At 57.9% G+C, this 20,851-nt stretch carries 20 protein-coding genes; 10 read left to right on the top strand and 10 right to left on the bottom strand.

Features of this window, described 5'->3' with window-relative positions; all coding sequences use genetic code 11:
- The first annotated feature begins 450 nt into the window (after window positions 1–450).
- On the top strand, window positions 451–2,115 hold the full coding sequence (locus tag GOW60_RS17135) for a GMC family oxidoreductase (protein WP_171230220.1): 1,665 nt from the start codon (window positions 451–453) through the stop codon (window positions 2,113–2,115).
- Here the strand turns inward: GOW60_RS17135 and GOW60_RS17130 are convergent.
- A complete protein-coding gene (locus GOW60_RS17130; RefSeq protein ID WP_171230219.1) occupies window positions 2,076–2,921 on the bottom strand; it encodes an SDR family oxidoreductase in 846 nt (281 codons plus the stop codon). The two genes, GOW60_RS17135 and GOW60_RS17130, sit on opposite strands and share 40 nt — an antisense overlap.
- Before the next feature lie 88 nt (window positions 2,922–3,009).
- Here GOW60_RS17130 and GOW60_RS17125 point away from each other — a divergent pair, with 88 nt between their 5' ends.
- Window positions 3,010–3,642 carry a class I SAM-dependent methyltransferase gene (locus GOW60_RS17125; RefSeq protein ID WP_171230218.1) on the top strand — a complete coding sequence of 211 codons (633 nt, stop codon included), beginning with the start codon at window positions 3,010–3,012 and terminating at the stop codon, window positions 3,640–3,642.
- 24 nt (window positions 3,643–3,666) lie between these two features.
- On the opposite strand, the gene GOW60_RS17120 is transcribed toward GOW60_RS17125, so the two are convergent.
- Window positions 3,667–4,656 (bottom strand): sterol desaturase family protein, encoded by a 990-nt coding sequence (locus tag GOW60_RS17120; protein WP_171230217.1) that lies wholly within the window; start codon window positions 4,654–4,656, stop codon window positions 3,667–3,669.
- Between the two features lie 23 nt (window positions 4,657–4,679).
- A complete protein-coding gene (locus tag GOW60_RS17115; protein ID WP_171230216.1) occupies window positions 4,680–5,435 on the bottom strand; it encodes a class II aldolase and adducin N-terminal domain-containing protein in 756 nt (251 codons plus the stop codon).
- Between the two features lie 112 nt (window positions 5,436–5,547).
- Between GOW60_RS17115 and GOW60_RS17110 the strand changes: the two genes are divergently transcribed.
- The 5 genes from GOW60_RS17110 to GOW60_RS17090 all read left to right on the top strand — a co-directional run bounded on the left by GOW60_RS17110 (window position 5,548) and on the right by GOW60_RS17090 (window position 11,022).
- The gene (locus GOW60_RS17110; protein ID WP_152459676.1) at window positions 5,548–6,417 is read left to right on the top strand and encodes a LysR substrate-binding domain-containing protein; all 870 of its coding nucleotides are present in this window, start codon (window positions 5,548–5,550) and stop codon (window positions 6,415–6,417) included.
- Between the two features lie 108 nt (window positions 6,418–6,525).
- A complete protein-coding gene (gene ade, locus GOW60_RS17105; RefSeq protein WP_171230215.1) occupies window positions 6,526–8,328 on the top strand; it encodes an adenine deaminase in 1,803 nt (600 codons plus the stop codon).
- Window positions 8,325–9,788 (top strand): AMP nucleosidase, encoded by a 1,464-nt coding sequence (locus tag GOW60_RS17100; RefSeq protein ID WP_152459674.1) that lies wholly within the window; start codon window positions 8,325–8,327, stop codon window positions 9,786–9,788. The genes ade and GOW60_RS17100 overlap by 4 nt, the downstream gene beginning before the upstream one ends.
- 130 nt (window positions 9,789–9,918) lie before the next feature.
- Window positions 9,919–10,206, top strand: coding sequence for an HU family DNA-binding protein (locus GOW60_RS17095; RefSeq protein ID WP_117871130.1), 288 nt, complete (start codon window positions 9,919–9,921; stop codon window positions 10,204–10,206).
- A gap of 327 nt (window positions 10,207–10,533) precedes the next feature.
- Window positions 10,534–11,022 carry a CHAP domain-containing protein gene (locus GOW60_RS17090; protein WP_371813373.1) on the top strand — a complete coding sequence of 163 codons (489 nt, stop codon included), beginning with the start codon at window positions 10,534–10,536 and terminating at the stop codon, window positions 11,020–11,022.
- A gap of 199 nt (window positions 11,023–11,221) precedes the next feature.
- Here the strand turns inward: GOW60_RS17090 and GOW60_RS17085 are convergent, their stop codons facing one another.
- Window positions 11,222–12,418, bottom strand: coding sequence for a BCCT family transporter (locus tag GOW60_RS17085; protein ID WP_171171652.1), 1,197 nt, complete (start codon window positions 12,416–12,418; stop codon window positions 11,222–11,224).
- Between the two features lie 182 nt (window positions 12,419–12,600).
- Between GOW60_RS17085 and GOW60_RS17080 the strand changes: the two genes are divergently transcribed.
- Window positions 12,601–13,488 carry a DMT family transporter gene (locus GOW60_RS17080; protein WP_171230214.1) on the top strand — a complete coding sequence of 296 codons (888 nt, stop codon included), beginning with the start codon at window positions 12,601–12,603 and terminating at the stop codon, window positions 13,486–13,488.
- On the opposite strand, the gene GOW60_RS17075 is transcribed toward GOW60_RS17080, so the two are convergent.
- Complete coding sequence (locus tag GOW60_RS17075) at window positions 13,464–13,985, bottom strand: glutathione peroxidase (protein WP_152459672.1); 522 nt, start codon at window positions 13,983–13,985, stop codon at window positions 13,464–13,466. The two genes, GOW60_RS17080 and GOW60_RS17075, sit on opposite strands and share 25 nt — an antisense overlap.
- A 145-nt stretch (window positions 13,986–14,130) precedes the next feature.
- Here GOW60_RS17075 and msrB point away from each other — a divergent pair, with 145 nt between their 5' ends.
- Window positions 14,131–14,577: a peptide-methionine (R)-S-oxide reductase MsrB gene (gene msrB / locus GOW60_RS17070; protein WP_152459671.1), complete on the top strand. Its 447-nt coding sequence runs from the start codon at window positions 14,131–14,133 to the stop codon at window positions 14,575–14,577.
- Entirely contained in the window at window positions 14,577–15,089 is a 513-nt protein-coding gene (gene msrA, locus GOW60_RS17065) for a peptide-methionine (S)-S-oxide reductase MsrA (RefSeq protein WP_171230213.1), read from the top strand. The genes msrB and msrA overlap by 1 nt, the downstream gene beginning before the upstream one ends.
- Window positions 15,090–15,128: 39 nt before the next feature.
- On the opposite strand, the gene GOW60_RS17060 is transcribed toward msrA, so the two are convergent.
- The 5 genes from GOW60_RS17060 to GOW60_RS17040 form a co-directional block, all read right to left on the bottom strand.
- Entirely contained in the window at window positions 15,129–17,132 is a 2,004-nt protein-coding gene (locus tag GOW60_RS17060; RefSeq protein ID WP_171230212.1) for a hydantoinase/oxoprolinase family protein, read from the bottom strand.
- Window positions 17,133–17,204: 72 nt separating this feature from the next.
- A complete protein-coding gene (queG, locus tag GOW60_RS17055) occupies window positions 17,205–18,242 on the bottom strand; it encodes a tRNA epoxyqueuosine(34) reductase QueG (RefSeq protein ID WP_171230211.1) in 1,038 nt (345 codons plus the stop codon).
- Between the two features lie 74 nt (window positions 18,243–18,316).
- The gene (locus tag GOW60_RS17050) at window positions 18,317–18,982 is read right to left on the bottom strand and encodes a glutathione S-transferase family protein (protein WP_152459944.1); all 666 of its coding nucleotides are present in this window, start codon (window positions 18,980–18,982) and stop codon (window positions 18,317–18,319) included.
- A gap of 58 nt (window positions 18,983–19,040) precedes the next feature.
- A complete protein-coding gene (gene mtgA / locus GOW60_RS17045; RefSeq protein ID WP_171230210.1) occupies window positions 19,041–19,775 on the bottom strand; it encodes a monofunctional biosynthetic peptidoglycan transglycosylase in 735 nt (244 codons plus the stop codon).
- 39 nt (window positions 19,776–19,814) lie between these two features.
- On the bottom strand, window positions 19,815–20,729 hold the full coding sequence (locus tag GOW60_RS17040) for a Hint domain-containing protein (protein ID WP_171230209.1): 915 nt from the start codon (window positions 20,727–20,729) through the stop codon (window positions 19,815–19,817).
- Window positions 20,730–20,851 lie beyond the last annotated feature (122 nt).

Genomic DNA, 20,851 nt, shown 5'->3' with positions numbered 1-20,851 from the left:
CGTCAGGCCGTCTCTCCGACCCGTCAGCACCGCCTCAGCAGCGCCGGTGAAGGGGTATTTACGGATTAGGTCTGAGACCTGCAACCCCCATTTTCAAAAAACTTTGCATTTCGCGTCGATTTCTTGTGTTTGTTAACTAAAACAATAAGTTAACTTAACAAATCAAGATCTCCAGGCCGCCTGGAACGTGCGGATCTCCCAAGAAGGAACCACAAAACTTGCCCTTGCGGGGGAATCGAGAGGTTCGGCAGACAGAAACGACCTGCAAAACCTACCCACACCATTCGCGATGCCCGGACCTGCCCATCAAGAAAAGGCTGGGTCTCGCAAAAAACTGACTTTGGGTCACAGTTGTTTTTTTGCTCCGTTAACGCACTCTCACCGGGAAGGTGGTAACCCTGCCCGACCAGTCAAGAAAACGAAATCGTCGCAAGAGGTGCGCAAGACAGCATGGATTTCGACTATATCATCGTAGGCGGCGGTTCGGCCGGTTCTGTTCTGGCCAACCGCCTGAGCGAAGATCCATCCACACGTGTCTGCCTGCTTGAAGCAGGTGGCGGTGGGAAAAGCCTTTTCGTCAGAATGCCTGCCGCTGTTGTGACCGCACTTCCCGGGCGTCCAAGGATCAACAACTGGGCCTTTGAAACGGTCCCGCAGCCTGGCCTGAACGGGCGCAGAGGATATCAACCGCGCGGCAAGGCACTGGGCGGCTCGAGCGCGATCAACGCCATGTTGTACGTAAGAGGTCAGCGGCAGGACTATGATGGCTGGGCCGATCTGGGCTGCGATGGCTGGGACTGGGACAGCGTATTGCCGTATTTCAAACGGGCCGAGAACAATGAGCTTGGCGCAGACAGCGTGCATGGTGACAGCGGGCCGTTGCAGGTTTCACGGCAAAAAGAGCCTCGTCCACTCACCCATGCGTTCATTCAAGCCGCACAGCAGCTGCAACACCGCCATACCGAAGACTTCAACCGGGGTGATAACGAAGGCGTCGGTCTGTATCAGGTTACCCAGTTTCACGACCCCGCAAAGAATGGGGAACGGTGTTCCGCGGCAGCTGGTTATCTTTTCCCAGTTTCCGGCCGACCGAACCTGACGGTCATCACGCATGCACATGCCAGCAGGCTGCGCTTTGAGGGCAAGCGCGCGACCGGCGTTGTATACCGGGTGAGAGGCAAGGGCGCAGACATCACCATTCAGGCGAAGCGCGAAATCCTGCTGTGCGCAGGGGCCTTGAAAACGCCGCAACTGCTTCAGGTTTCAGGTGTTGGCGCAAAAAGCGACCTTGAACCACACGGAATCGCGGTTCACCACGAACTGCCTGGCGTGGGACGGAACTTGCAGGATCATCTGGATTTCGCGCTGATCTTCAAAACCAAAGACACCGACAATTTTGGTATCGGCCCGGCGGGGGCAGCGCGGTTGTTGCGACATATACAACGGTGGAGCAAGACGGGCGTCTCGATGGCGGCTACGCCATTTGCCGAAGGCGCAGCGTTTCTGAAAACCACCCCCGATCTGGAGCGCCCCGACATTCAGCTGCATTTCACCATCGCAATGGTCGATGACCATGCCCGCAAGCTGCATTACGGGTACGGGTACAGTTGCCATGTTTGCAAGCTGCGGCCGGAAAGTCGGGGGACCGTAGGCTTGAACAGCGCAGACCCCACGGCGGCGCCCGCCATCGATCCGGCGTTTCTGTCAGACAAACGCGATCTGCAAATCATGATCAAAGGCGCGCGAATGGCGCAGGATATTCTCAACGCGCCAGCTTTGGCCAAATACCGGCACAAAGAGCTTTTCGGAACCGATACCGCCCAGACCGATCAGGATTGGGAGGAGCACATCCGCGCCCGCGCCGACACGATCTATCACCCCGTGGGCACCTGCAAGATGGGCGTGGACGAAATGGCGGTCGTCGACCCCCAGCTTCGCGTGCGCGGGCTTGAAGGCCTGCGGGTCGTCGATGCCTCGGTGATGCCGACATTGGTGTCGGGCAATACAAACGCACCCACCATCATGATAGCCGAAAAAGCGGCGGACATGATCAAAGCGGCGGCGATGCAAGGACGCTACTTGCCTTTCATCAGGGCTTCCAGCCCGACACGGTAATTAGGATAGATCAGATCAATACCCAGTTCTTCTTTGATCCGGTCGTTTCGAACCCGCTTGTTTTCGTTGTAGAAACTGCGCGCCATCGGCGTCAGATCGGCGTCGTCGAACCGGACCGCAGGAGGCAGGGGCAAACCCTGCAACTCGGCTGCGTATCCTATGACATCCTGCGGCGGGACCGGTTCGTCGTCACATACATTGTAGATGCTTCCCGGATTCGGCTTCATCATCGAGGCTTCCAAGATCTGCGCGATGTCTTCCACATGAATGCGCGAAAACACCTGCCCCGGTTTGATAATGCGCCGCAATCCACCACGCTTGAGCTTGGAAAACGGACCGCGCCCCGGCCCATAGATACCCGCCAGACGAAAGATATGAACAGGCAGGCCCGGAATGGCCGACCATTGCTCCTCGGCCAGCATACGCCATCTTCCGCGCTTGGCGGTCGGTGTGGGCGGCGTGTCCTCGTCCACCCAGCCACCCTGATGGTCGCCATAGACGGCCGTTGTCGACAAGTAGCCCACCCATTCGAACTGACTGGAACGCTCGGCGATTTCATCGCCCAGCGCCGCCAGCACCGGATCACCCGCTTCATCTGGCGCCGTCGAGATCAGCAAATGGGTCACCCCATCAAGGTTCAGTGCCTCACCCGGCCAGATCAGCGGCTCGGCGCCAGAGGCCCGGATCGCACCCGTCCCTTCACGGTCTCGCGTCGTGCCAAAAATTTTCCAGCCCTTTGGGGCAAGGTTTCGGGACAGGGCCTGGGCAGAATAGCCATGGCCGAATGAAAAGAGCGTCTTGGTCATGCCCCTTTGATGATCTGCGCCGTACCGGGATGCAAGCGCCGCATGGACGCACTTGAATCGAATCTTCGATTGCGCCTTTCTGTTGGTCATGAGCAAAAAAACACCTGACCTGCATTCGGCCTATGCGCTGAGTTCTCCGGACGAGAACAGACAGCTCTATGCGGAATGGGCGGGAGATTATGATGACAGTTTCGCCGCGCGCGAAGATTATCAGCTTCACACCCACACGGCACGGGCATTTGTCGGCGCGGGCGGTCAGGGGCCCGTTCTGGATGTCGGAGCAGGAACCGGCCTGTGCGGCGCAGTGCTGTCGGCGCTTGGCGTCGGACCCATTGTCGCAACCGACATCAGCGCAGAGATGCTGGATCAGGCGATGAGCAAGGACATTTACCGGGACGCGATCGAAGCGGACCTGACCCGAGGCATTCCGGTGCCCCGTGAAAGCTATTCCGGCATCGTCTCTTCCGGGACCTTCACCCACGGCCATCTCGGCCCCGAGGTCTTTCCCGCGCTTTTGCGTGTCGCACGGCCTGGTGCGCAGTTCGCTCTTTCGATCAATGCCCGTCATTTCGAAAAATTGGGTTTCGCAGAAAAACTGCGTCAATTGGAACAGGGTCAAATTCGAAATCTGACCCTGCCCGAAGTTCGCATTTATGGCGATCTTGCTGCTGGCCCCAACAAAGACGACACGGCGTTCATTGCTTTGTTTGAGCGGGTTTAAACTAAGGCAATCACGCCGAAACCATCAGGTGTACATCTGCTTTTTGTACGCGCGCGTACGCGTTGTCGCCTCAGCCGAGCCATCGTGGTAGGTGCCGAACCACTTGTCGAACGGGATTTCGGACGTGCCGTAGTTGCACTCGAAATACCTGTGATGAAGCTGGTGGAAGAAATCCCCAGCTCGCGCAGCCTCGGTTTCGCCAGCTTTCAGTTTTTCGAACCCTGAATGGGACAGAACCGGGCTGATCTGCTGGAATGAACTGTGAAACAGCAGATGCAGCGGATGAGACGGCACAATCAGGTGGATGAAGTAGGTGGTGAAATACAGCAGGTTTTCATACCAGTGGTTCGAAATCCCAGACCAGGGCCCGATATTGACATTGCGGTGATGCACGGCGTGGACGTGTTTGTAGAGCTTTGGGTGATGCTCTAGCCGGTGCACCCAGTAAAAGTGCAGGCCAGACCACATCGGAATGAACATCATCCAGACCACAAACCAAACCGGAGCTTCAGCCCAGGTGATCGTCGGCGCCCAGCCGTTGGCCATCGCCCAGTAGATGATCCACTGGTAAACGGTGGCAACCGTCATGGCGCTGCCCAGCGTCCACCAGATATTGTCCCAAACCTGATTGCGGAAAGTAAACGTTCCGTTGTTCCGTGTCAGATCCCGGCGGTCGAACTTTTTATACATGCCCTGCCCTTTTCGCATGTAAAGCCACCAATGCAGCCCCCCAGCCACCAGGATTTGCGGCACCATGTTCAACAGCCAGATCCGGAACATCCAGCCGGGTGCAAAGCTCTGCATCGTCTCTAATGCAGGGAAAAAGAAGGCATAGGCAATTATCACCAGAACCATGCACAAGGTCAGGGACGTGATCTGCAACCACGCGCCGCTGTACCATTTCAGCACTGCCGCGGGGCGCGGTGGCCAGCTGAACAAAGGGTTCAGACCCACGGGACCTTCGGGGTGATAGTGCCAGCGGGCGGTTTCGGGATCCGGGGCGATATCCGTCATGATGCTCTCTTTGGGATGTGCAGTCAGGTTGCGTAGTCTGATTCCTCTGCGTCGAGAATCGCCTTGATTTCACGCAGGTGCGCCTCGGCCTGATCGGGATAGTCATCCAGCTCAAGCGCTGTTTTTTCGGCAATCTCATCCGACAAGACTCGCAGGGGCCGCCCGGTCTGCAAGGCACGAATGTAGGTTTCGGCCGCGCGTTCGAAATAATACAGCCTGTTGAAGGCATCCGCAGGGTCGCTGCCGATGACCAGAACACCGTGATTGCCCATGATCATGACCTTCTTCCTGGGATCGGACAGCATCCCGGCGCAGCGTTCACCCTCACTTTCAAAGGCCAGACCTCCGAATTCTTCATCTACCACGTAGCGGTTGTAAAAGGTCGCCGTGTTCTGATCGATCGGCGGCAATGAACTGTCGGCCAAAGAGGCCAGAACAGTCGCAAAGATCGAATGCACATGCATGACGCAACGCGCATGCGGACAGTGGCGGTGGATTGAGCCGTGCAGCCCCCAGGCCGTCGGGTCCGGCGCGCCAGGTAGTTCCATCACATTCGGGTCATTGGCATCCAGCAACAATAGATCCGAGGCACGAATGCGCGCGAAGTGCACCTGATTGGGGTTCATCAGAAACTGCGTGCCGTCATCATTCACCGCCAGGCTGAAATGGTTGGCAACCGCCTCATGCATGTTCAACCGGGCCGTCCAGCGGAAGGTGGCGGCCATATCCACGCGCTCGGACCAATGATCGATATTGGGACGAAGACTGGTGAGGCTCATGCTTGGCTCCTTTCGCGGCTTGTCGAGGCTAAACCTGCATGGGGTCCGGCAGTTTGACCAACGAAAAAAACGCAACTATCCCATTAGCTGAACTTATGCCGAGGTTATGTAGATGCAGAACTCGCTTCCTCCGCTGGGCTGGTTGCGCACTTTCGAAGCCGCCGCACGCCATCTCTCGTTTACCGGCGCGGCACGAGACCTGAACATGACGCAAAGCGCCGTCAGCCAGCAGATTAAATCTCTGGAAGGGCATCTGGGGCAGCCACTGTTTCTGCGCCGCCCCAAAGCTCTGGAACTGACCGAGGCCGGAATCACCTATTTGCCAGTTGTGCGAGAGGCATTCCGGACACTGATGCGCGGAACCCGGGCGGTTACCGGCGCGCAACCAAACGCGGTTCAAGTGCAATGCAACATCAGCTTTGCCGTCAACTGGCTGGCCCCGCGCCTGCCGGCGTTTCGGGCGGAACATCCGCATGTTCAATTGAACGTCTTCACCGAGCTTTGGGAACCGCGCGAAATGGCCGAAGGCGCAGCGGTCGAGATTCGGTTCTCGCTCCGCCCGTCCGACACGGTCCGAACTGAAATTCTGCGTACCGAACACTATTATCCGGTCTGCGCACCAGATTATCCGGTATGCTTGGAAAACCTTCAGGAACAGCCACTTTTCGACTGCTCCAACCTGCTGTCCAACTGGCCAAGTTGGGCGGAAGATCAGGGTCTGAATTGGGGAAATCCGCCGATAACCTACGCGACGACCTATCTGGTTTGCCTGTCAGCGGTCATGGCTGGCGGTGGTCTTTGCCTGGCACATGACACGATCGCCAGTCATCTGATCAAGCGCGGTCAGCTGGTCGCACCGTTCAAGCACCGTGCGCGAATGCCCGAGTCCTACTATCTGCTACTGTCCCCACAGGCCGAGGACACACCCGGCGCCGTGGCCTTTGCCAACTGGGTGCGGCGTGAGATCGGGTCTGAGGTGTAAAGGGAAACGCGCGCGCCAGAACCAAAAGACGTGCCCAACATGTATGAGGAATCCCCAACACCGAAGAACCGGGGTTGCACCCGCTGACGCATTCGTGAAAGTTGAGCCATGGAATACACACCTTTCCCAAGCTGGCCCGATGTCGCCCCCAAATTGATCGCAGTTGCAGCCGGACGCGAGGCGGCGGACATGGTCATTCAGGGCGGAATCTGGGTGAACGTACACAGCCGCGAATTGTTGCCCGATCATTCAGTGGCGATTGCTGCCGGGCGCATAGCATTCGTCGGACCGGATGCCTCGCATTGCGTGGGTCTGGATACGGAAATCATCGAAGCACAAGGGCGCTACATCCTGCCCGGCTTGTGTGATGCGCATATGCATATCGAATCCGGAATGCTCACCCCAGCCGAATTCGCCCGTGCCGTCATCCCGCATGGAACCACCAGCATGTTCACCGATCCGCATGAGATCGCCAATGTGCTGGGTCTGGACGGCGTGCGGATGATGCATGACGAAGCCATGATGCAACCGGTCAATATTTTCACCCAGATGCCATCCTGCGCGCCATCCGCACCGGGGTTGGAAACGACGGGCTATGAAATCACACCCGAAGACGTGGCCGAGGCAATGAACTGGCCGGGTATCATCGGGCTGGGCGAGATGATGAATTTCCCGGGCGTGATCCACTGCGACCCCAAGATGCTGGCCGAGATTGCAGCCACTCAACGGGCCGGGAAAACGGTCGGAGGGCACTATGCTTCGCCTGATTTAGGGCCTGATTTTGCGGCTTACGTGGCGGGTGGCCCGGCGGATGATCACGAAGGCACATGCGAGGCCGACGCCATTGCACGGGTTCGGCAGGGGATGCGCTCGATGATGCGTCTGGGATCGGCCTGGTATGATGTGGAAAGCCAGATTACGGCCGTGACAGAAAAAGGGCTGGATCCGCGCAACTTCATTCTGTGCACGGATGACTGTCATTCCGGCACATTGGTGAATGACGGGCATATGAACCGCGTCGTGCGCCATGCCATTGCTTGCGGATGTGACCCCCTGGTCGCGCTGCAAATGGCGACGATCAACACGGCAATGCATTTCGGGCTGGAACGCGAGATCGGTTCCGTCACTCCGGGGCGGCGGGCGGATATCATCCTCAGTTCAGATCTGACCGAACTGCCGGTTGAGATGGTGATAGCCCGCGGGCAGGTTGTTGCGGAAAACGGTGCAATCAAAGTGGATTGTCCACATCTGAACTGGCCCGAAAAATCGCGCAATACCGTTCATCTGGGGCATGCGCTGACGTCGGCCGATTTTGAGATCAAGGCACCGGAAGGGGCCAACAAAGTTCAGGCCAACGTCATCGGCGTGGTTGAAAACCAGGCCCCGACCAAGGCGTTGAAGGCCGAATTGCCGATCATTGGCGGGCTCGTCGAGGGCGAAGGCGAAGTGTGCCAGATCGCGCTGGTCGAGCGGCACCAGGCCACCGGGGGCGTCACCAACGCTTTTGTTTCGGGCTTTGGCTATCAGGGAAAAATGGCCATGGCCTCGACCGTGGCGCATGACAGTCATCACATGATCGTCGTCGGAACGGACCGGGATCAGATGGCGCTGGCCGCCAACCGTCTGGCCGAAGTGGGCGGTGGCATCACCTTGTTCCGGGACGGGCAGGAACTGGCGCTGGTCGAACTGCCCATCGCAGGCCTAATGTCCGACAGCCCCGCCGCCGAAGTCGCGGCCAAGGCCGACAGGATGGTGCAGGCGATGCAGGACTGCGGCTGTCATCTGAACAACGCGTACATGCAGCATTCATTGCTGGCGCTGGTCGTGATTCCCGAGCTTCGAATATCGGATCTCGGGTTGGTCGACGTACGCACATTCGAAAAAATAGAACTTCTGGAACCATTGGCATGACCACACTCCTGACACCGCAAGCACCCGCGCCAGAACAGTTTACCGATCCCGCCGCCGCTGTTGCACGGTTGGAAGAGCTGTACGTGCAGGCCACCGATTTCCTGTGCGACAGCTTTGCGGACGCCATGGAAAATGGGGCACCTGCCGCGCGATTCAGAGCCTATTATCCGGAAATTCGCATCAAAACCTCGACCTATGCCCAAGTCGACAGCCGCCTGAGCTTTGGTCATGTGTCTGAACCTGGTGTTCATGCCACGACAGTGACGCGTCCGGATCTGTTCAGATCCTACCTGACCCAACAGATCGCCCTGTTGATCAAGAACCATGGTCAACCTGTGACAATTGCGGCGTCGGACACGCCGATTCCGGTGCATTTTGCCGTGGCAAACAATCCCGATCTGGTCGTGCCTCATCAGGGCGCGGCCGACTTCACCCTGCGCGATGTGTTTGATGTTCCGGACCTGACAACCACCAATGATGACATCGTCAATGGCGTGCATGACCATGAAGATGCCGTTGGACCCTTGTCCCTTTTCACCGCCCAGCGCGTGGATTATTCGCTTGCAAGATTGGCACACTACACCGCCACCGACGCTGGTCACTTTCAGAATCACGTGCTGTTTACGAACTACCAGTTCTATGTCTCGGAATTCGAGAACTACGCCCGAGAACAATTGGCGGACCCTGCCAGCGGCTATACCAGCTTTGTTTCAACCGGCAATGCCGAGATCACGGACCCAAAGGCACCTATCGAACAACCGCTGAAACTGCCGCAAATGCCGACCTATCACCTGAAGCGCAAAGATGGTTCGGGAATTACTTTGGTGAACATCGGTGTTGGCCCATCCAATGCAAAAACCGCCACCGACCATATTGCCGTTCTGCGCCCGCACGCGTGGCTGATGGTTGGCCATTGCGCCGGGTTGCGCAATACGCAGGCATTGGGCGATTTCGTTCTGGCCCACGCCTATCTGCGCGAAGACAAGGTCCTGGATGACGATCTGCCTGTCTGGGTGCCGATCCCGCCTCTGGCCGAAGTTCAGGTGGCGCTGGAACACGCCGTGGCCGAGGTGACGAAACTGGAAGGGTATGAGCTGAAACGGATCATGCGGACCGGCACCGTGGCTTCGGTCGACAACCGAAACTGGGAATTGCGCGATCAGTCCGGCCCGGTCCAGCGCCTCAGCCAATCCCGGGCGATCGCGCTGGATATGGAAAGTGCCACCATTGCTGCGAACGGCTATCGGTTCCGCGTTCCGTACGGCACTTTGCTGTGCGTGTCGGACAAACCCCTGCACGGAGAATTGAAGCTGCCAGGCATGGCGTCTTCGTTCTATACCACTCAGGTCAGCCGACATCTGGCCATCGGCATCAAGGCGATGGAGCATCTGCGCGGCATGCCGTTGGAGCGTTTGCACAGCCGGAAACTGCGCTCCTTCGACGAAACGGCCTTCCTCTGACGCAAAAAAGCAACGTTTTCCCCATATTTTTAGGGGTTTCAGCGCTACTATTCGTTGTGTTTGGCCACAATATCCCGTTACAGTTACGCGGTGAGGCCCTATAGATCGGGCACGTTAAGGAGACCAAGAAATGGCAAAGCCTATGACAAAGACTCAGCTGGTTGCTGCTCTCGCTGAGGAAATGGGAACCGACAAGAAATCCGCAAACTCCGCGCTGGAGGCCATCACCGGCCTGATTACCCGCGAAGTTTCGGCCGGTGGCGCAGTGACCCTGCCCGGCGTCGGCAAAATCTACTGCCGCGAGCGGCCCGAGCGTCAGGTTCGTAACCCGGCCACTGGTGAAACCTTCACCAAAGAGGCCGACAAGGTTGTGAAAATGACCATCGCCAAAGCGCTGAAAGACAGCGTGAACGGCTGATTTCAGCTTTTCAGGACAACGATAAAGGGCCGCCTTCGGGGGGCCCTTTTTCTATCGTCTTGAATATGTTGTGCCTGCCGGGTTTGAACCCGCTTCGCACAGCATGTTTCGGCTCGGATATTCGCCACCCAAGTGAAAATGCGCCCTCAGGGTCAGAGAACTGGCAAAATCTTGCCGTGCGTTGACGGGCCTCTTTTCAAGGCTTGTCCGATCACCTTACAACTTCGTCAATCTTCGAACCGGCAATGAAGTATCTTGCAAAACAGCGTCTGTAGAAAGAGAACGACTTGGCCGCGCTTGTCTGGCAGCACCCGTTCCGCGATTGCGGTGGGTCTTATCACTCTTGTCTCTGCCTGCGCGCAAAGCACCACCAATGAGAATCTCGACCCTGAACGTCAGTTGATGGCGCTGCAAGAGGTCTCGAAAAAGCGGGCCAGAGGGCAAAGAGTATGGTGCGTGCCCTACGCCCGAGACCTCAGCGGTATTGAAATTCGCGGCAACGCGAAGGACTGGTGGGGAAGGGCGCAGCAAGTGTTTGAGCGCGGCAAGGAACCGGTTGTTGGTGCGGTTATGTCGTTTCGGGCGACCCGCGGAATGCCCCTGGGCCATGTGGCTGTCGTATCCGATATCGTAACCGACCGAGAAGTCATCGTGAATCATGCCAACTGGCACCGAAACAAGGTGTCGTTGAAGATGGGCGTCAAGGATGTCTCAAAGAACAATGACTGGACGTTGGTTCGGGTTGAAAGTCAACCGGGCCGCTACGGCAATCCCTACCCGGTAAACGGGTTCATCTATCCGGCGGTTGACGAGTAGCCTTGCCCAACTTCATTTCACGGGCGGGTTGATCGCTGCGCGGGCAACATTCCTTTTGATCCTGCCGTAAAGACAGCCGCCGCCCAGGTTGGGATGTCGCGCGGTTGAAAAGCCCGCAGATTGTCCAAGGCTGCGATGTTGTTCGAACAAAAAAACGGGCACCAGAGGCGCCCGTTTCTGTTCCGTGTCTCTGGTCCGGTCAGTGGACCGTTTCAACCTTGTGGAAGTCCAGATCACGATCTTCTGGCATCGAGTCGATGCTCAATACCTCCTGGCGTTTGGTGATCAGGATATAGACGACGCAAGCCAGATACAGTCCAACCACGACCGCTCCGATCCACTGGATTTGCAGCCACTGGCTTTGGAACAGCAGGGTCAGGACAAACAGCAGCGCGACGTTGCCCGCCACATAGATCGCCTTTCCGAACCGCTCGACGGTCAGGTTCAGGTTGTCGGTGTATAGACGGATCAGCGAGTCCAGAGAGTTGATCACGAACGTTACACCCACGATCACCATCGCAATGTTGGTGATGCCAGCGGTACTGATGCCGTTCAGGTGGTAATAATAAAGAACGGTGAACCAGATCCCCAGCGGGATCGACGGGAAGATCAACAGCGCGGCCAGCAACTGCCACGTGGTCAGACCACCCACGAAGCGCGACGTAAACTGTCCGATCATGATCGACCATGCGAACCACCAGAACAGGTAGAACGCGTGATAGTCGGTCAATGGCAGGACGAACTTGTGCAGGTTGGCGAAATAGGCGCCGATATTGCTGCCGGTTTCCACGAACCCGGTCACGCCCATACCTGCGGCTGCCCACATGCCCAGAATCAGGGCAAGGAACAAAAAGGTCGAACCGACGGACAGGATGCGAACGTATTTCAGATCGGTCGAGGAATAGGCCGCCGCCAGAATGACGACAAACACGATGATGTAGAAGGTGGTGACGACGGATTCACCATCTCCGACCTCGGGCAGATAGCCGGGCAGGTAGATCAGGAACAGGCTGGCGGTGAAGGCGCATGTGCCGATGATGACGACGTTGTTGATCAGCTTGACCACCGGGATCTCAAAGAACTTCACGCGGGGTTCGATCACGCAGAAATAGAAGGCCGTCAGGAAGTAGAAGGCCCAGATCAGAAAACCCCAGAATCCGAATTCGATCGCCAGCGGGTTGGCAAAGGCATAGGCCGGGTCTTCGGCGTATCCTCCGAATTCGGTCAGTGGAAACATGATCAGGCCGACATCCAGGCCGGACGTGAACAGAATCGCGATGAACGTGAACAGATGAACCGGTGTCACGCCGACACAGCGCAGGTTCCACCATTTCACGACGAAGAAAGCGACCAGCCCCAATGCCAGCAGGACGCCGAAGGATAGAATGTACTCCAGAAGCACCGACAAACCTCCCTTGATATGTCAGGTCCTGACGCCGATATCTTTAATTGGCCAGTCAATCAATATAAACATGCGCAAGGCTTTTCTTGCATCACGCATGTGTCTTTTTTGACGCGCACCGCTTGCGAGCGATCCCAGAATCAGGAACAGTCCGCGCAAAGTGACAGGGGGTCTCCATGGATCTGCGCGCCATAGCCATGGGGCTGACATTTGCCCTGATCTGGTCATCTGCCTTTACCTCAGCGCGTATTATCGTGGCGGATGCGTCCCCTCTGTTTTCGCTGGCCTTGAGGTTTCTGATCTCCGGTGTTCTGGGAGTCATGATTGCCCGCGCGATGGGGCAAAGCTGGCACCTGACCCGAAACCAATGGCGCGCAACGATATTGTTCGGGATCTGCCAAAATGCCCTTTATTTGGGTCTAAATTTCTATGCGATGCAAACGGTCGAGGCTTCGGTCGCGGCCATAATCGCATCCACCATGCCCTTGTTGGTGGCGCTGGCGGGGTGGTTGATTTTCGGCGAAAAGCTGCGGCCACTGGGTGTTTTGGGTCTGTTCGCCGGTTTCGCCGGAGTCGCCCTTATCATGAGCAGCCGGATCAGCGCGGGCGTTGATATGTTCGGGGTCGCGCTTTGCGGTTTGGGTGCTCTTGCCTTGACCTTTGCAACCTTGGCCGTTCGCGGTGCAACATCCGGCGGGAACTTCATGATGGTCGTTGGCTTGCAGATGTTGGTTGGTTCAGCCGCGCTGTTTGCGGCTGCTCCGGTCTTTGAAACCATCTACATCCACCCGACGCTGCCACTGGCGCTGGCCTTTACCTACACGACTCTTTTCCCCGGATTGCTGGCGACACTGATCTGGTTCCTGCTGTTGGACCGAATCGGAGCCGTTCGAGCCGCCACCTTCCACTTTTTGAACCCTGTGTTTGGCGTCACCATCGCGGCGATCCTGCTGGGCGAGAAGCTCGGCGCCATGGATGCGGTTGGCGTCGCGGTTACAACCCTTGGCATTCTTGCGGTTCAGCTTTCACGCCAGCCCGTTCAGGGCAGCAAAGCCTCGACCTGAGACAGCAGTTTGCGGGAATCGGGTTTTACATTTGACCCGAAAGTCGCCGCGACTTCACCCTCAGGATCGATCAGGATTTTGTTGAAGTTCCACTTGGGCGTGAACCCGGTCTGCGCGGCAACGGCCTTATAAAACGGGTGGGCGTCAGCCCCTTTGACCGGAGTGATATCCGTCATCGGTAAAGTCAGCCCATAGTTCATCTCGCAGAACTGTTTCACCTCTTCCGCGGACCCAAGTTCCTGATTGAACGAATCCGACGGAACCGCAAGAACGACCAGCCCCTTGCCGGAATAGGCCTCATGAACCTTTTGCAGAGCCTTGTATTGCCCGGTAAACCCGCATTGTGATGCGGTGTTGACCACCAGGATGGGTTGGCCGCGCCACTCTTCGATGGCCAATGTGCCTCCGTCGATCGAGTCGAACTCACCGGTCAGCGGTGCCGCCTGAACGGCGCGGCCCAGCAAGATCAGGGCAGTCAAAAGCAGCAATCTCATCATGTCTTGTCCTCCCTTTCATTCAGATACGTGTGACTCTGTTGTTCAGATCACTTGCACGACTGCGAGAGCGGTTTGAAATATCGCTTTGCTTTCCACCCCGCAGCCCCCAGATAATGGCGCAAACACTATTTCAGCCGGAGGATCCATGACTCGCTATACCAAAGACCCCACGGCCATTGCTGCGCTTTCGCCCGAAGAGTTTCACGTCACCCAGCGCAGTGGTACAGAACGTCCGGGCACCGGGAAATACCTGAACAACAAGGAACCGGGCATTTATGTAGATATCGTATCAGGTGAGCCGCTGTTTGCCTCGACCCACAAATACGAATCCGGGTGCGGCTGGCCCAGTTTCACCAAGCCGATCGTGCACGAACATGTCGAAGAGTTCCGCGATACCACGCATGGCATGATCCGGACCGAGGTTCGCTCGAAACACGGCGACAGCCATCTGGGGCATGTCTTCCCGGACGGTCCGCGTGAACATGGCGGTTTGCGGTACTGCATCAACTCTGCCTCGCTTCGGTTCATTCATCGGGATGAGATGGAAGCCGAAGGTTATGGCGAATACCTGATTCATGTGGAGGAAATCTGATGACCGAGCAACGCGCTGTACTGGCCGGGGGCTGCTTCTGGGGGATGCAGGACCTGATCCGCAAACTGCCGGGCGTGTCGCGTACGCGTGTCGGCTATACCGGCGGTGACGTGCCCAACGCGACCTATCGCAACCACGGTACCCACGCGGAAGGGATCGAGATCTGGTTCGATCCGTCTCGGATCAGCTATCGCGACCTGCTGGAATTCTTCTTTCAGATCCATGACCCAACCACGGTCAACCGGCAGGGCAACGATATCGGCATGAGCTATCGATCTGCGATCTACTACGTGGATGACACGCAGAAACAGGTGGCCCTGGACACCATCGCCGACGTGAATGCCAGCGGCTTGTGGCCCGGAAAAGTCGTGACCGAGGTCGATCCTGTCGGAGAGTTCTGGGAAGCCGAGCCAGAGCATCAGGATTATCTGGAGCGGATTCCGAACGGCTATACCTGCCACTTCCCGCGTCAGGATTGGGTCCTGCCCAAACGCACAAGCGCAGCAGAATAAAGCACCACCTGCCCGGCCCCTCTGAAGCTTTCAGGGGGGCTAGCCTGCGGCCACCCGTGGACGTCCGCTTGCCTCGACCGTGATCAGCGCCTCGACAAAAACGTCCTTTGACTCGACTCGCGCGGTTTTGATGTCACGATCCACGATCACGCGAATGTCTTCTGCGCCGGCTTCTCGTACTGCACCCTCTGCTTCGGACATCAAAACCTTTTCCAACAGGGCCAGGGCGTCCTCTGACGCGGCGAAGTCCTTCGGGCCATCCTCCAGATGCACACGATATCGCCCTTCCGCCGGGGATGTGACCGTGCCCGAGCGACGCAGAGTCAGCCGCCCCACGACAGCACCAATCGCATTGGCCACGCCCGCATGTTCCGGCAGGATCATTCGGCAGTGCAGCCGTTCACCCACCGCAGGGTAATAGCTGGGGGCCGACGCCCCAAGGCCAACCACATCCACATTCAAAGCAGTACTCAGCGACAGCAACCCACGGTGTTGTGCCAACCCGCGCTGTGTCAGCACATGACGCGCCAAGTCTTGCGAAGGCAGACCAAAACCAACCTGCTCTTCGTCAAAAGCAGCCTCTAACAAGGTCAAACTGGTCTGTTCCGTCAATTGATCCACGATCATCTGGGCCAGCGCTTCGGGAGAGTTTGCCAACATATTCCCTGACCCGACCCGTTTGCGTGCCATCAGTTCCAATGCCTTGCGCGCCGCTTCGGCATCCCAGGCATTGACCCGCCCCAGGACGTGGCTGGCATCCGAAGGCGTAACACCCGAGACTTGAACGATTCCGCGATCCACCAACCGCGTCAGCGCTCCGTTCTCCATCCGCGACCGCAGTAACGCGCTCAGGGGCAGAACCTGATCGCCCAACCGCTCCAGCAGAATTTGTTCTCGCGCGCCGACTCCTTCGGCATGGATGCCGGGCACGCGGCGGGCAAAACGCGTATCATGCTCGCCCACGGTCGTGGCCCTCAATTGTTCATCCAGTACGGAATGCACAACGTCGGGCGCTTCTGATGCGATCAGCGAAACGGGCAACACGCGACGCGGGCCCAGGAAAACACCGCCCCGCAACCCTTCGGTCGCAACATGCACCTGACTGTCGCCGCCCAGACCGTGGGTTCGCATCGCCACGGCCTCGACCATGGTGCGAAACCCACCCACCTGCGCCCCGGCCGGGTCGATCGCGGGCTTTCCGTCTCGGATAAGTGCGACATCAGTGGTCGTTCCCCCGATGTCCGAGACCAGCGCATTGTCCGCTCCGGTAAGCCATCGCGCCCCGACGATAGAAGCCGCAGGTCCGCTCAGGATAGTCTCGATCGGCCGTTCCCGGGCCTGTTCCGCGCTCATCAGGGCGCCATCGCCACGCACCACCATCATCGGCGCCGAAATTCCCAGCTCATGCAGCTGATCCTGTGTACGCCCGATCAATCGGTCGATCATCCCGATCAGCCGCGCATTCAGCACAGCCGTCACCGCGCGTTTCGGACCATTGAGCTTGGCGGACAAGTGATGCGAACAGGTCACCGGCGCCCCGGTTTTTTCCGAGATTATGCGCGCCGCTTCCAACTCGTGCGCCGGGTTGCGAGTAGCGAACTGCGCAGCAACCGCAAAGCCGGAAATCCCCTTATGCGAATCCAAAAAGGCCTCAAGCGCTGCGATATCCAAAGCGGCCGCCTGCCCACCGGAATGGGTATGCCCCCCTGCAATCACCAGGGCCGGATCGCCCTTCAGCGCCTCTTTCAGCCCGTGTTTTTCAAGATCACTGTCCTTGAACCCGATATAGATCAACGCGACACGGCCACCCTGCCCCTCGACCAGAGCATTCGTGGCCAGCGTCGTCGACAATGACGCCATCGAGATCTGATCCGGCGTGACCTGCGCCTCTGCCAGTACGGACGAGATCGCCTTGCCCACACCAATCGCCAGATCCGCCCGGGTGGTCAGCGACTTGGCCGAGGCGATGACTTCTTTCTCATCCCTGATCAACACCGCGTCGGTATAGGTCCCGCCCGTATCTACCCCCAAAGACAACGTCATCGGGTCCTCCTGTCTGTTCGCTGCGGATGGGTTTAGCGGTTATGCACGACACGTCCAGCCTGTTTGCGGCAATTATGACAGTTGTTCCACCGCCCAGCGCGCCGCATCTGCCACGGTCTCATCCGGGTCTTCCAACAGACGCTGAGCCACTGTTTTCAAGTTCGGCTGCCCCGAGTTTCCAATGGCATACAGAACATTGCGCACGAACCGGTTCCGGCCGATGCGTTTGATCGGCGAGCCGGAAAACTTTGCACGGAAACCGGCATCGTCCAGCGCCGCCAGTTCTTCCAAACCGGGCGATTTCAGATCGTCCCGGGCGGCATAGCGCATATCGCTCGCTGCGACGGCAAACTTGTTCCATGGACAGGCCGCCAGACAATCGTCGCAGCCATAGATCCGATTGCCCAACTTACCGCGCAGCTCATGGTCCACCGGGCCTTTATGCTCGATGGTCAGGTATGAAATGCACCGCCGTGCGTCCAGTTGATACGGGGCCGGAAACGCATCGGTCGGGCAACTGTCCAGACAGGCGCGGCACGACCCGCAATGATCGATCTCTGAATTGTCCGCCGGCAGGTCCAGAGTAGTGAAAACAGACCCTATAAAGGCCCAGTTTCCCCATTCTCGGCTCACAAGATTGGTGTGCTTGCCCTGCCACCCAAGTCCGGCGGCATATCCCAGCGCCTTCTCGGGAACCGGAGCGGTATCGACAAATACTTTCACCTCGCCTCCGGCTTCGGCAATCAGCCATCGCGCCAACCGCTTCAGCCGCTTCTTGACCAGATCATGATAGTCCTTGTTCTGCGCATAGACCGAGATCGCACCACGATCCGGGTGATTCAGGATCTCCGTCGGGTCATGTTCCGGTGTATAGCTTTCGGCCAACATGACCACCGATTGCGCCTCGGGCCAAAGGGCGGCAGGATCGCCACGCCAATGCGTGCGCTCGGCCATCCATCCCATTTGCCCGTGGTACCCGGCGTCCAGATATGCCCGCAATCGTTTCGGCACCTGTGGAACATCCCAGGGGCGGCACACGCGACAGGCAACAAACCCCTCTGCCTGGGCTTGTTGCACCAGCTTTTCCTTAAGATCCGATCCGCTCTTCATCTGGCCAAAATATCCTCGGGGGGAATCGCGCCCTTGGCGCGATGGGGGGCAGACAGCCCCCCTTGCGCACCCTATCAGAAATCCAGATCAGCGTAATGGGGCGGCGGTCGGAACCCTGGCACCTGATCCGCCAGAATTGACCGAAATGCCGGTCGAGACTTGATCTTGGCGTACCAGTCCTTGACCACCTGGCTTCGGTTCCAGTCCACGTCCGAGATGTAATCCAGCGAAGACAGATGCGCCGCGGCCGCGAAATCCGCCAATGTCATCTGATCCCCGGCCAACCAACGGCGGTGATCCAGCAGCCACGCCATGTAATCCAGATGGTATTTGATCGCCTTGGCACCCTGCTTGACATTCTTGCTGTCCGGGTACCCCTGTCCCGTGACCTTTTTGTTCACTCGCTCATACAACAGCTTCGATGTCACCTCGTGGTGAAACTTGTCGTCGAACCATCCGACCAGCCGTCGCACTTCAAACCTGGCTTCGGGGGTTTTCGGCATCAAAGCTGGCTCTGGGCGGGTTTCTTCGATGTATTCGCAGATCGCCGCGCTTTCCGACATGATCTGCCCGTCCAGACGCAACACGGGTACTTTTCCCGCCGGGTTGCGCCGCAGAAAATCAGGATCCTGTTCCCAGTATCGCTCTTCTACCAGCTCAACCTCGATCTTCTTCTCCGCCAGCGACAGACGGACCTTGCGACAATACGGAGAGAGGGGAACGTGAAACAGACGCGCCATGGACTTCCATTCGAACCAGTTAATAGCCAACAGATTTAGCCTTGGCAGATAGCGGGTTTCAATCCTCGAAACAATCCGCGCGACCATCTGCGCGGATCGTGGCCGCCCCATCGAGGATCGAAGCCGCCCGTCTGCGGGTGCGCGCAGTCGGATCCGTGACCGACCGGTTGCGCGGGGACGGCAGGATTGCGGCAATTCGCGCCGCTTGAACCGAAGTCAGCTTTGCCGCACTGGTGTTGAAATAGCGTTGCGCGGCGGCTTCCACCCCGAACACGCCATTTCCCGTTTCGGCGACATTCAGATACACCTCAAGAATACGCTGTTTGCTCCAGAATATTTCAACCACCGGCGTGATCGAGGTTTCCAAAGCCTTGCGCACCCAGCTGCGGCCCTGCCAAAGGAACACGTTCTTCACCACCTGTTGCGTGATGGTCGATGCACCACGATTGCCGCCATCCTCGAGCGCGTCGCGGATGGCTTCGACGTCAAAGCCCCAATGCAGGCAGAAATTTGCGTCCTCGGCTGCAACAACTGATCTTGCCATGATCGGCGCCATGTCTTCGATCGGGACCCATTCGCGTTCAACCTTTCCCAACCGGCGCCATTCCGACCAGATGGTGTGGGTGACAGGAGGGTTCACCACCGAAAAAATCAGGACCAGAGCAACCACGAGGCCCAGAACCGCCATGACCGCTCGCGTTGCCCAGCGGCGGATCTGTCGCGCCACCGGTTCCCTCTTTCTGGATGCCTTGCTTTTTTTACCGCCGGATTTGCGGGCTGCTTTCTTCGCCATGTCTCAGCTATACGACGCAAGGTTCCGGTTTGAAACGGCCTAAATCGCGAAAGCTCGCGCCTCGCGCGGATGAACGATCGGGCGCGCGGTTTTCAGCGACATCGGATCAAGCCCGGTCAACTCGGGAAACAAGTGCAGCACTTCGCTTTGCGTTGCCCGATCCGAAGCCGACAACGCGTGCCCGGGATAATAGCTTTCGCTCTTTGCTCCGTTGGCGAAAACAATCTCATGCTGTTTGAACAACAGATGGAAATATTCAACCTCACCGCCCTCGACCCGTTTCACGGTGTCATCGTTGACCAGAGTATGCGCCGGAACCAGCGCTTCGGTATGGCCGAACAGATAGGACGCCTGCCAGTCTTCGATCAGCATTCGGTGCTGCGGTGAAACCAGCAAGGGGCGATCCAGACCAAACACCCCGGCATCGAAACGGATTGGGGCCAGTTTGCCTTCGGCTGCGACGGTTGTACACCCGACCCAGATCAAGGGTTGTGGTCCGTGATCCACCGTGATGACCAGATCACCAGCCTTCAAATCCTCAACCGCGCGCTCACCTTCCGGTGTGGCGATCATGGTCCCGGCCGTAAAGCACGGCGGCCCAAGGTTACCGACATTCAGCGGGCCTGACGTGTTAACAAAAGTGGTCGACACCAGCGTTCCGGGCTGCAGAACCTGGCCGTCTGTGGGGGTGAAAGCCCGAGACCCATCGGCCAGGTAGAACGTGGTTCCTGTATAGGTCACGTTCCCAACGCCTGACACGTTGATCGTTACAGTATCGCCTGGCCAGGAATTTGTAACGTCTTGACCGTTGACCGTGTCACCACTGGGCGCGTCAATAAGATTGTCATCATTCGCATCAGTCAGGGTGAAATTGCTGACCGCGACGGCCGTTCCCGCTGGTGGCGGGCTTGCGGGATCAAAGGTGAAGAACTGATCGCGATATGTCGTTGGCATACTGTTGCCCCTACTCTGTCACCATTAGAAACCGAAACAGGCAATGGCTATCACTACAAGGTGAAAAAAGCATGGCGAAATTCGGAAGAACAGGCAAGAATCCCACCGAAACCGCACAAAAA

This window comes from Ruegeria sp. HKCCA4008 (assembly GCF_013033125.1).
In the GTDB taxonomy this organism is placed as follows: Bacteria; Pseudomonadota; Alphaproteobacteria; order Rhodobacterales; family Rhodobacteraceae; genus Ruegeria.
This window is presented reverse-complemented; position numbering and strand designations above follow the sequence as displayed.

Coding starts and splice junctions, on each gene's coding strand:
- ade (WP_171230215.1), top strand. CDS start 6,526: ATGGAATACACACCTTTCCCAAGCTGGCCCGATGTCGCCCCCAAATTG.
- GOW60_RS17115 (WP_171230216.1), bottom strand. CDS start 5,435: ATGAGCCTCACCAGTCTTCGTCCCAATATCGATCATTGGTCCGAGCGC.
- GOW60_RS17110 (WP_152459676.1), top strand. CDS start 5,548: ATGCAGAACTCGCTTCCTCCGCTGGGCTGGTTGCGCACTTTCGAAGCC.
- queG (WP_171230211.1), bottom strand. CDS start 18,242: ATGAAGAGCGGATCGGATCTTAAGGAAAAGCTGGTGCAACAAGCCCAG.
- GOW60_RS17040 (WP_171230209.1), bottom strand. CDS start 20,729: ATGCCAACGACATATCGCGATCAGTTCTTCACCTTTGATCCCGCAAGC.
- GOW60_RS17060 (WP_171230212.1), bottom strand. CDS start 17,132: ATGACGTTGTCTTTGGGGGTAGATACGGGCGGGACCTATACCGACGCG.
- GOW60_RS17050 (WP_152459944.1), bottom strand. CDS start 18,982: ATGGCGCGTCTGTTTCACGTTCCCCTCTCTCCGTATTGTCGCAAGGTC.
- GOW60_RS17130 (WP_171230219.1), bottom strand. CDS start 2,921: ATGACCAAGACGCTCTTTTCATTCGGCCATGGCTATTCTGCCCAGGCC.
- GOW60_RS17120 (WP_171230217.1), bottom strand. CDS start 4,656: ATGACGGATATCGCCCCGGATCCCGAAACCGCCCGCTGGCACTATCAC.
- GOW60_RS17135 (WP_171230220.1), top strand. CDS start 451: ATGGATTTCGACTATATCATCGTAGGCGGCGGTTCGGCCGGTTCTGTT.
- mtgA (WP_171230210.1), bottom strand. CDS start 19,775: ATGGCGAAGAAAGCAGCCCGCAAATCCGGCGGTAAAAAAAGCAAGGCA.
- GOW60_RS17125 (WP_171230218.1), top strand. CDS start 3,010: ATGAGCAAAAAAACACCTGACCTGCATTCGGCCTATGCGCTGAGTTCT.
- GOW60_RS17100 (WP_152459674.1), top strand. CDS start 8,325: ATGACCACACTCCTGACACCGCAAGCACCCGCGCCAGAACAGTTTACC.
- GOW60_RS17075 (WP_152459672.1), bottom strand. CDS start 13,985: ATGATGAGATTGCTGCTTTTGACTGCCCTGATCTTGCTGGGCCGCGCC.
- GOW60_RS17080 (WP_171230214.1), top strand. CDS start 12,601: ATGGATCTGCGCGCCATAGCCATGGGGCTGACATTTGCCCTGATCTGG.
- GOW60_RS17095 (WP_117871130.1), top strand. CDS start 9,919: ATGGCAAAGCCTATGACAAAGACTCAGCTGGTTGCTGCTCTCGCTGAG.
- msrB (WP_152459671.1), top strand. CDS start 14,131: ATGACTCGCTATACCAAAGACCCCACGGCCATTGCTGCGCTTTCGCCC.
- msrA (WP_171230213.1), top strand. CDS start 14,577: ATGACCGAGCAACGCGCTGTACTGGCCGGGGGCTGCTTCTGGGGGATG.